This window comes from Azotobacter armeniacus (assembly GCF_054779355.1).
Genome location: NZ_BAAGYK010000092.1, coordinates 1 through 8,620, shown reverse-complemented (window position 1 = coordinate 8,620; position 8,620 = coordinate 1). Strand labels below are relative to the sequence as shown.

The 8,620-nt window shown below is 61.5% G+C and carries 6 protein-coding genes and 1 pseudogene; 3 read left to right on the top strand and 4 right to left on the bottom strand.

Annotated elements, in window-relative coordinates:
• The 3 genes and pseudogenes from ACYVD0_RS13245 to ACYVD0_RS13235 all read left to right on the top strand — a co-directional run.
• Positions 1-387: pseudogene (locus tag ACYVD0_RS13245) on the top strand (3-deoxy-7-phosphoheptulonate synthase); the annotation flags it as partial.
• Between the two features lie 233 nt (positions 388-620).
• Complete coding sequence (locus tag ACYVD0_RS13240; RefSeq protein WP_460427237.1) at positions 621-1,382, top strand: SDR family NAD(P)-dependent oxidoreductase; 762 nt, start codon at positions 621-623, stop codon at positions 1,380-1,382.
• A gap of 343 nt (positions 1,383-1,725) precedes the next feature.
• On the top strand, positions 1,726-3,765 hold the full coding sequence (locus ACYVD0_RS13235; RefSeq protein WP_460427236.1) for a S8 family serine peptidase: 2,040 nt from the start codon (positions 1,726-1,728) through the stop codon (positions 3,763-3,765).
• A 452-nt stretch (positions 3,766-4,217) separates the two neighbouring features.
• On the opposite strand, the gene ACYVD0_RS13230 is transcribed toward ACYVD0_RS13235, so the two are convergent.
• From ACYVD0_RS13230 to ACYVD0_RS13215, 4 genes are all read right to left on the bottom strand, one after another.
• A complete protein-coding gene (locus tag ACYVD0_RS13230) occupies positions 4,218-4,820 on the bottom strand; it encodes a UbiX family flavin prenyltransferase (RefSeq protein WP_460427235.1) in 603 nt (200 codons plus the stop codon).
• On the bottom strand, positions 4,817-6,367 hold the full coding sequence (locus tag ACYVD0_RS13225; protein ID WP_460427234.1) for a UbiD family decarboxylase: 1,551 nt from the start codon (positions 6,365-6,367) through the stop codon (positions 4,817-4,819). Before ACYVD0_RS13225 ends, ACYVD0_RS13230 begins: the two co-directional genes overlap by 4 nt.
• Positions 6,368-6,721: 354 nt before the next feature.
• Positions 6,722-8,140, bottom strand: coding sequence for a sigma-54-dependent transcriptional regulator (locus tag ACYVD0_RS13220; RefSeq protein ID WP_460427233.1), 1,419 nt, complete (start codon positions 8,138-8,140; stop codon positions 6,722-6,724).
• Positions 8,141-8,142: 2 nt separating this feature from the next.
• Positions 8,143-8,620: sensor histidine kinase (locus ACYVD0_RS13215; RefSeq protein WP_460427232.1), on the bottom strand; the 478-nt coding region annotated here is incomplete at its 5' end.

The following is an 8,620-nucleotide window of genomic DNA, read 5'->3' as shown; positions in this document are numbered from 1 at the left end:
GCGCGGATGGGCGCGGACAAGGTGGAGCAATACCTGCCGGCGCTGATCCGCGCGGTACAGCGCGAAGGCCGCCAGGTGCTGTGGAGCTCCGATCCGATGCACGGTAATACCATTAAAGCCAGCTGCGGCTACAAGACCCGCGAGTTCGAGAGCATCCTCAGCGAAGTCCGACAGTTCTTTGCCGTGCACCAGGCCGAGGGCAGTTATGCCGGCGGCATCCATATCGAGATGACCGGGCAGAACGTCACCGAATGCATCGGCGGCAGCCGCGCAGTCACCGAAGACAGCCTTTCCGATCGCTATCACACCCACTGTGATCCGCGGATGAACGCCGACCAGGCTCTGGAACTAGCGTTTCTTATTGCCGAATCGATTAAGCATGTACGACCCCAGGCCTCCCGTCGCCACTGCACGCGATCGGGCTATGGGTATCGACTACTGGAGTGCAGTGATTCCAGTTGCGGCGTCTGCGGCATCGAGCATGGCTGCGTCCCTGGCTTGGAGCCCTATCCGACTCCAGAAGGCCCCGAGGTGACATTGACGCCGCTTTAGCCCTCTGCTGAAGGGAAGTTGCTGTTGGTCCAGACTGTCATCAAGTTTACCAGTCAATGGAGGCCATCATGGGCAAACTGATCGGCAAGATCGTAGTCATTACGGGTTCGGATTCAGGCCTGGGACAGGCGATGGCCACCGCCTTCGCGCATGGGGGCGCGGATGTGGTGGTGACCTACCACAGCGACAGCAAGGGCGCCCAAGTCACGTTGGAACGTGTTCAGCAGGCAGACCCCTGCGGCTTGGGGCGACAACTCGACGTGACCGATGAAGCCAGCGTCGCCGCCCTGTTCGCCGCAGAAGAACAGGGGCTGGGCATCCCCGACATCTTGGTGAACAACGCGGGAATCGGCATGAGCGGGCCAGTGACGGAGCTGAGCACCGAAGATTTCGACAAGGTCATCAAGACGGACCTTTATAACCCATTCGTCTGTTCGCGGAACTACATTCGGCGCCGGCAGGCCGTGGGCAGCCAGGGCAAGATCCTGAACATCACCTCGGTGCACGATAGTCCGCACAACGTGGCTTACGGTACGGCCAAGGGCAGTCTGCTGACAATGACACGCAGCCTCGCCTTGAAACTCGCACCCTTGAGGATCAGCGTGAATACCATTGCCCCCGGCCTGATCCGCACTCCGATGACCATGCAGCGCGTGGACGGCCCGCAGAAACGCGAAGATGAACTGCCGAACATCCCCAGAAAGCGCCCAATCCAACCCGAGGAAGTCGCGGAGCCGTTGTACCTGGTCAGTCCCGAAGCGGACTACATCACCGGCCAGGACTTCGTGATCGACGGCGGCCTGGAAATGAACTGGGGCCAGGGTGTCTAGATGTTCAGTCCCGGAAAGTCATGGTTGGGGTCGTTTTTAAAAAGGAAGTTTTTTCGGTCACTTTTAGTGTTGTGCATGGGTAATGCGCAGGTAGCAATGGCAGAGACTCCCGCACCGGCTGGACAGGTTCGTGTTCAGGGCAGGTTGGTAGAGGGCGGTATTGTCTGTCCGCTGCTACGCACCGCCGAGGGAGAGCTGCTACCGTTGACGGGTATCGGCATTAATGAATATCCCCTGTCCACCCGGCTGACTGTGAATGGTGTGTTCTTGAGGGTTTCACCTTGCATGCAGGGGAAGCGGACTCTGCAGGTGCTGCAAGTGCTGAAAATCGAGGAGCCATGATATGAGGCCACCTTCCAAAGCGGGTTTCCCTTTCTTGAAGGAAGCTTCATCGAGTCCGACCTGGCGTGTTCAGGCTGTACCTGTTGACGGGCTCTATGGCAGTCAGTGGCACTTGGGCTTTATCGGCACCTTGGGGTTCACCTCCCAGCCCACCGGCACCAACACGGCGGGCATCGAGCGAGTGTGGAATGACTACACCGGTGCGAGCGTTTCTGTCGGCATCTGGGACGATGGCGTGCAAAGCAACCATTGGGACCTCGACGCCAATTACGATGCCAGTAAGCACCTCACCATCAATGGCATGCTCAACGATGGTCAGCCGCTGAATTCCACCAATGGCCATGGCACTTCCGTTGCCGGTCTGATCGCTGCTGAAAACAACGGCGAAGGCGGTGTAGGCATCGCTTACGGTGCCAAAATTACGGCCATTCGTATCTTCGGCGGTGCGGACGACCCGAACAGCGACTGGTCACGCTATCTACAAACGCTGGATAGCCTTGGTCAGTTCGATGTAACCAACCACAGCTACAGCAGCTACCCGGACCTACACGTCTGGGGGGAGGTCGCACAGTTCGAGGCGGCAACCAAGGCCGGGCGCGGCGGCCTGGGCACGCTCCACGTCAAATCAGCCGGCAACTTCAACGTTGATGGCAATGGTGAAGAGGTGAGTGCCTCGCGCTTCACCGTCACCGTCGCCGCAATCGGCAACAACAGCACGGGCAATATCGCGAACTATTCCAGCTATGGCGCGCATGTTCTGGTTTCGGCACCGGCCGGCTCGGTCACTACAGACCTGATGGACAGCGCAGGCTACAACGGTCTGCTCAATGACGACTACACCAGCGCTTTCAACGGCACCTCAGCGGCCGGCCCGGTGGCGGCTGGCGTCATCGCGCTCATGCTCGATGCCAACCCCGGCCTCGGCTGGCGCGACGTGCAGAACATCCTGGCCTATTCGTCGGTGGGCACCGGCAGCCTGTACAGCGGTATTCGCACCGACGAAAACTTCATGTGGAAGTGGAATGGCGCTGATAACTGGAACGGCGGCGGCCTGCATTTCAGCGAAGATTACGGCTATGGCATGGTCAATGCCTTCAACGCCGTGCGTATGGCCGAAGTCTGGAGCATTTTCTACCCCCCAGCCACCTCGGCCAATGAAGCCACAGTCACCAGCATCATCACGGCAAACGAGGCCATCGCTGACAACTCCACTCTGAATTACGGCTTCACCCTGAATGACGACATCAGTCTGGAGCATGTCTCCATGACGGTTTCACTCACCCACACCGATTTTACCGACCTGCGCATCGGCTTGATTTCGCCGGACGGTACGGTTATGTCGCTCTATGACGGCAGCACGGGCGACTACAGTACAGCAGACGGTATCTTCACCTACACGTTCGGCCTCGATGGACTGCGCGGCGAAAGCAGCACAGGCACCTGGACCCTGCAGGTTCAAGATGCTGTGCAGGTTGACAGTGGCACCCTGCACTTGATCGGCTTCACCGGCTATGGCTCACAGCCCAGCAACAACGATGTTTATCACTACACTGATGAAGTGCTCACCGTACTGACACAGTCCGGCCAGTCCGGACGCCTGATGCTGGACGACACCGACGGTGGCAGCGACTGGATCAACGCCGCGGCGATGATCCGTGACCTGTCACTCAACCTCTCTGCCGGGCAAGCCTCCACCTTGGGAGGCATAGCCTTTCTGAGCATTGGCAACGGCACGCTCATCGAAAATGCCATCGGTGGCGACGGCAATGACCGCATCGAGGGGAACGAGGCCGATAACATCATCTACGGCATGCGAGGCAATGACACGCTGATCGGTGGAGCCGGCAACGATACGCTGATCGGTGGAGCCGGCGACGATACGCTGATCGGTGGAGCCGGCGACGATACGGCGGTCTTTAGTAACCGATATGAGGATTACAACATTATGGAAGCAAATGGCATCATCACGGTGCAGAACCTTTTCGGCGGCACCGACGGCACCGACACGCTCATTGGCATTGAATGGCTGCTGTTTGCTTGATGATCAAACAATCGAGCCCCCTCCAAGGATCTTGTTCCCCCGATACAGCCACCCCGAAACTGGTCAGCAGTTCACCGGCTGACAATACCACTGCGCTTGCTGTGGTAGTGTATGGAGCAGAATCATTGATGTGTAATAGCCCAGCGGATAGCGCTTGAAGGGGTTCCTCTCACGGCCCGGCTCGGGTAAGCAAGGCAGCTGGCTTACGCCATGGCGTTTGAAAAATCGGTGCGGGCTCAAGGGAGGCGGCGTGGGAGTGGCCCATTGCAGCGCATGCAGGCAGTCGTCCAGAGGCGCAGCGTCTTTTGCCGGAGCGCCAGGGTTGCCGCTTCCTGTAGCGGCGTCAGAGAAGTGGAGCGAGGAGCGCTCGGTCCCATAGGCACATCCTCGACCGAATCGAGGCCACACCATTTGCGCACCTTCCTTGGGTTGAGGTTGTAGCGTTTGCTCAGTCAGGCATTCCGACTCTTGTCTGCCGGCGACGTAGCGAGGTTTTCGCCCCAGCGCGGAATTCCCGGCACTTCCAGACCGAAGCAGTCGAATGCACGGGCCACGGAGTGATCGATGATGTCGGCAATGCTCTGCGGCTCGATATAGAACGCCGGCACCGGCGGATGGATGATGCCACCCAGTTCGGTGACCGTCAGCATGTTGCGGATATGTCCGGCATGCAGTGGTGTCTCACGGACCATCAGCACCAAGCGCCGACGCTCCTTCAGCACCACGTCGGCTGCACGCGTCAACAGAGTGGTGGTTACACCGCTGGCGATTTCCGCCAGGGTACGTACCGAACAGGGCGCCACCAGCATGCCGAGTGTTTTGAACGAGCCGCTGGAGATGCTGGCGCCGACATCGCCGATCGGGTGTACATGGTCGGCCAGCGCGTACAGCTCGTCGCGCTTGAGCCGGGTTTCGTAGGCACGGGTCATTTCACCAGCGCGCGACACCACCAAGTGGCTTTCCACCTCCAGGGCCTTGAGCATCTGCAGGGCACGGATGCCGTAGACGATACCAGTGGCGCCGCTGATACCGACGACAAGGCGTTGTGCGCTCATGACTGGGCCTTTGGAAAGAGCTCGGGAGCGAAGGGATGCGGATCGACTTCGCGGAACTTCGCGCGCTCGAAGTGTTCCCGCAGATGCCAGGGTGCCGTGCAGTCGAAGATGGTCTTGCAGGTCAAGCCTCGCGCGGCGATCGACGGGCTGTACTCCGGGATCTGCGACGGATCGAGCACGTGGCCGGGCACGCCGGGCACGAAAATCGTATCAATATCACCCTGGTAGCGTGTCTGCATGGCCCAGAGCACATCGTCGGAGTCGAATGGATCCACATCATCGTCGACCAGGATGACATTCTTCAACTCACGGTAGACGGCTAGCGCAATGAGTGCGGCTTGGCGTTGACGACCTTCGTCGCCCGGCCGGCGCTTGGCTACTTGCAGCACGGCCAGCAACTTGCCGCCGCCGGCGGTATGCGCGTACACGTTCTTCAGAAAGCCCGGCATGGCCCGCTCCACGGCATTGCGGATACTCGCCTCGGTGGGAATCCCGGCCAGGTTGGTGTGCTCCTCGCCGGGACCGACCAGGGTTTGCAGGATCGCCTGCCGGCGCATGGTGATGGCGGTCACGCGGATAACCGGCAGCGAGGGGTTGGCGGGTCCGGTATAGCCGGGAAACTCCGGCATGGCATGACCGCTGCCAGTGTTGATGTCTTCGCGGAGACGCTCATGGGGCAAAATCTCGCCTTCGATGACTACTTCGGCGCGGGCAATCGATCTCTGCTTGATGCTGACCGCATCGACCAGCTCCACCGGCTTCCCACGCAGGCCGCCAGCGATTTTCAGCTCGTCGTAGCCCAGCGGAGTGGTAGGGGCTTCGAAGCAGGAGCCGATGTGGATCGCAGGGTCCAGGCCCATATTGATGGTCACCGGCAGTGGCTTGCCAGCCGCCTCGGCTTTCTGGCGAAACTTGTCGATGTGACGATCTGGAGCGAAGAAGATCGACAGCTTGTCTCGATCCTGCACGCACAGGCGATGAATGGTGACGTCGGTGTGGCCCTCCTCCGGATCGCTGCCCAGCACCAGGCCGAGACAGAAGAACGGACCGGCGTCCTCGTCGGTGTTGGTCGGTGCGGGCAGCAGTTTGCGCAGATCGAAATCGGGGTCTTCGGCACGGTGGATCACTTCCTGGCAGGGCGCTTTCTCCCTGGGAACAACCATCGGATCAATGGCATTCTCGATCGCTTCGCCCATACGCTCGGCCAGTTTGTCGGCACTGGTGCCGAGCAACATGGCGACCCGCTCACGGCTGGCCATCAGGCCCACCAGAACCCGTGAACCCGGATAACCTTTAATGTTGTTGAACATCATTGCCGGGCCCAGCTGTGTCGGACGCTTGACGGTGCCACCTGCCCCAACACGCTTGTAGACGCCGGCAAGCTCAGCATGAGGATCCACCGGATGATCGGTGTGCAGAAGTTGACCTGGTACTTTCTCCAGGTGCGCCAAGGCGCTGCGCAGGTCATTAATAGGAGTGGAATCGATGATGTCAGGAAATGGCTGTTTCATATTCGAAAAAAGTCCATTTTTATGGGGTGTATCCATGCTTCCTGGCGTACGCACTGAAACTCTGGCCGGGAATGCATGGACCTTGAGGCTGTACAAGGAAGTCTCTGCACAGGCGTTAACGTGGCTACTGGCCTTGATCCTTATACATACAAAATAATAAACATGGTAAGAAACAGGCGGCTCTGTATTCACAGACCAGCCTGCCGGCGAAACGCGTCGGCCTGGTAAATCGGCCAGCTACCAAGGCTGATAATAGTAGCGACTTGACTGGAGTTCAGTAAGGCGGCGAGCTAAAATACCGCATTCTGTGGGCGTTCGGTTCGAGAAAGCTGGCAGCCTCCTCAACACATCGAGGGGACCAGACATCCAGGGTATTCCCTTGGGCCGGACCTAATGCCGGCGGTCCGGCCTCGCCAGCCCCAGCTTCTCGATACGGTAGCGCAGCATGTCCCGTGTCAGCCCCAGCAGGCGGGCCGACTTGGTCACGTTCCAGTCGGTCCTGTCCAGCGTGCGCAGCACCAGGTCGCGCTCCACCTCGGGCAGGTTGAGCCCCTCCCCCGACAACGCCGCGTCGATGTCCCGGACCGGGGCCTGGCGTGGATCGCCACCCTCCATCAGTTCCGGACAGAGGGCCAGTTGGGCCGGGCCGACGAGGTTGCCCGGCGCCAGCAGGGCAGTCTGTTCCAGCATGTTGCGCAGCTCGCGCACGTTGCCCGGCCAGCTGTAGCTCTTCAGCAGCCCCCGGGCCTCCGCGCTGAAGGCCAGCCCGGGCTTGCCGTAACGCTTGCCGTGCAGGGCCAGGTAATGCTCGGCCAGGGCGATCACGTCCTCGCCGCGGGCGCGCAGCGGCGGCACCTTGATCTCGATGATGCGCAGGCGAAAGAACAGGTCGCGGCGGAACTTGCCCTGCCGGACCATCCGCTCCAGGTTGCAGTTGGTGGCGCTGACGATGCGCAGGTTGACCTTGCGCTCCTTGACCGCGCCCAGCCGGCGGATGCTGCGGTCCTCCAGCAGTTTGAGCAGCTTGGCCTGCAGCGCCAGCTCGATCTCGCCGATCTCGTCGAGGAACAGCGTGCCGCCGTCCGCCGCCTCGACCAGGCCGACCCGCCGCTCCTTGGCGTCGGTGAAGGCACCCCGCTCGTGACCGAACAGCTCCGCCTCCAGCAGGTGCGCCGGGATCGAGGCGCAGTTGACCTCGACGAAGGGGCCGTTGCGGCGGCTGCCGTCGAAATGTAGCGCGCGGGCGACCAGCTCCTTGCCGGTGCCGGTCTCGCCCTCGATCAGTACCACCGGCAGATCGGCGTCGGTCATCCGGCTTTCCGTCTCCAGCAACTGGCGCACCGTAGCCTTCATCGCCAGCATCGCCGGCGAGCTGCCGATCAGCGCGTCGAGCCCGGCGTCCCGAGCCTCGCGCGCCTGGTAGAAGGACAGCGCATGCTCCAGGCGCTGGGCCTCCAGCGCCTTGTCGATCAGCAGCTTGAGCTCGGCCAGCACCACCGGCTTGGTCAGGTAGTGGTAGGAGCCGGCCTTCATCGCCGCCACCGCATCCTCCACGTTGCCGTAGCCGGTCATCACGATCGGCTTGATCCGCGGGTCGCTGGCCCGAACCCGGGCGACCAGCTCCAGGCCGCTCATACCCGGCAGGGAGTGGTCGGTCAGCAGCACGTCGGGACGCTGCGTCCCGAGCACTTCCAGGGCCTCCTCGGCCGAGTTGCAGACCCGTGCCTCGTACTGCTTGCGTTCGAGATACGTCTGAATGTTGCCCGCCAGCGTCTCGTCGTCCTCGACGATCAGAATGCTGTGCTCCATCGTTATCTCCCCTCTGCGATCCTGAAGACCAGACACACGTCGGTCCCCTCTTTTTCCCGGCTGTCCAGCCGGATGGAGCCGTCGAAACGCTCCATGATCCGCTTCACCAGCACCAGCCCGACGCCAAGTCCGCCGCGCTTGGTGGTGTAGAAGGCCTTGAAGGCCATCGCCATCTGCTCCCGCGTCATGCCGTTGCCGCTGTCGCCGATGGTCAGGCGCAGGCGCCGCTCCCGGGCGTCGACCGCGATGCGGATGCGCAGCGACCCGCCCCGCGGCATGGCCTCGATGGCATTGGCGATCACGCTGTTGAGCACCTGGGCGCACAGCACCCGATGGCTGATCACCGCCGGCGCCGGCGCTGTCTGCCAGTCGACCTGGATGTGGGCGCCGCGGATCTGCCGGTCGAAGGCGTGCAGCACCTCCTCCACCGCCGCGACCGGGTCCACCGCCTCGCGCTCGCCGCACAGCGGGCGCGAGGAA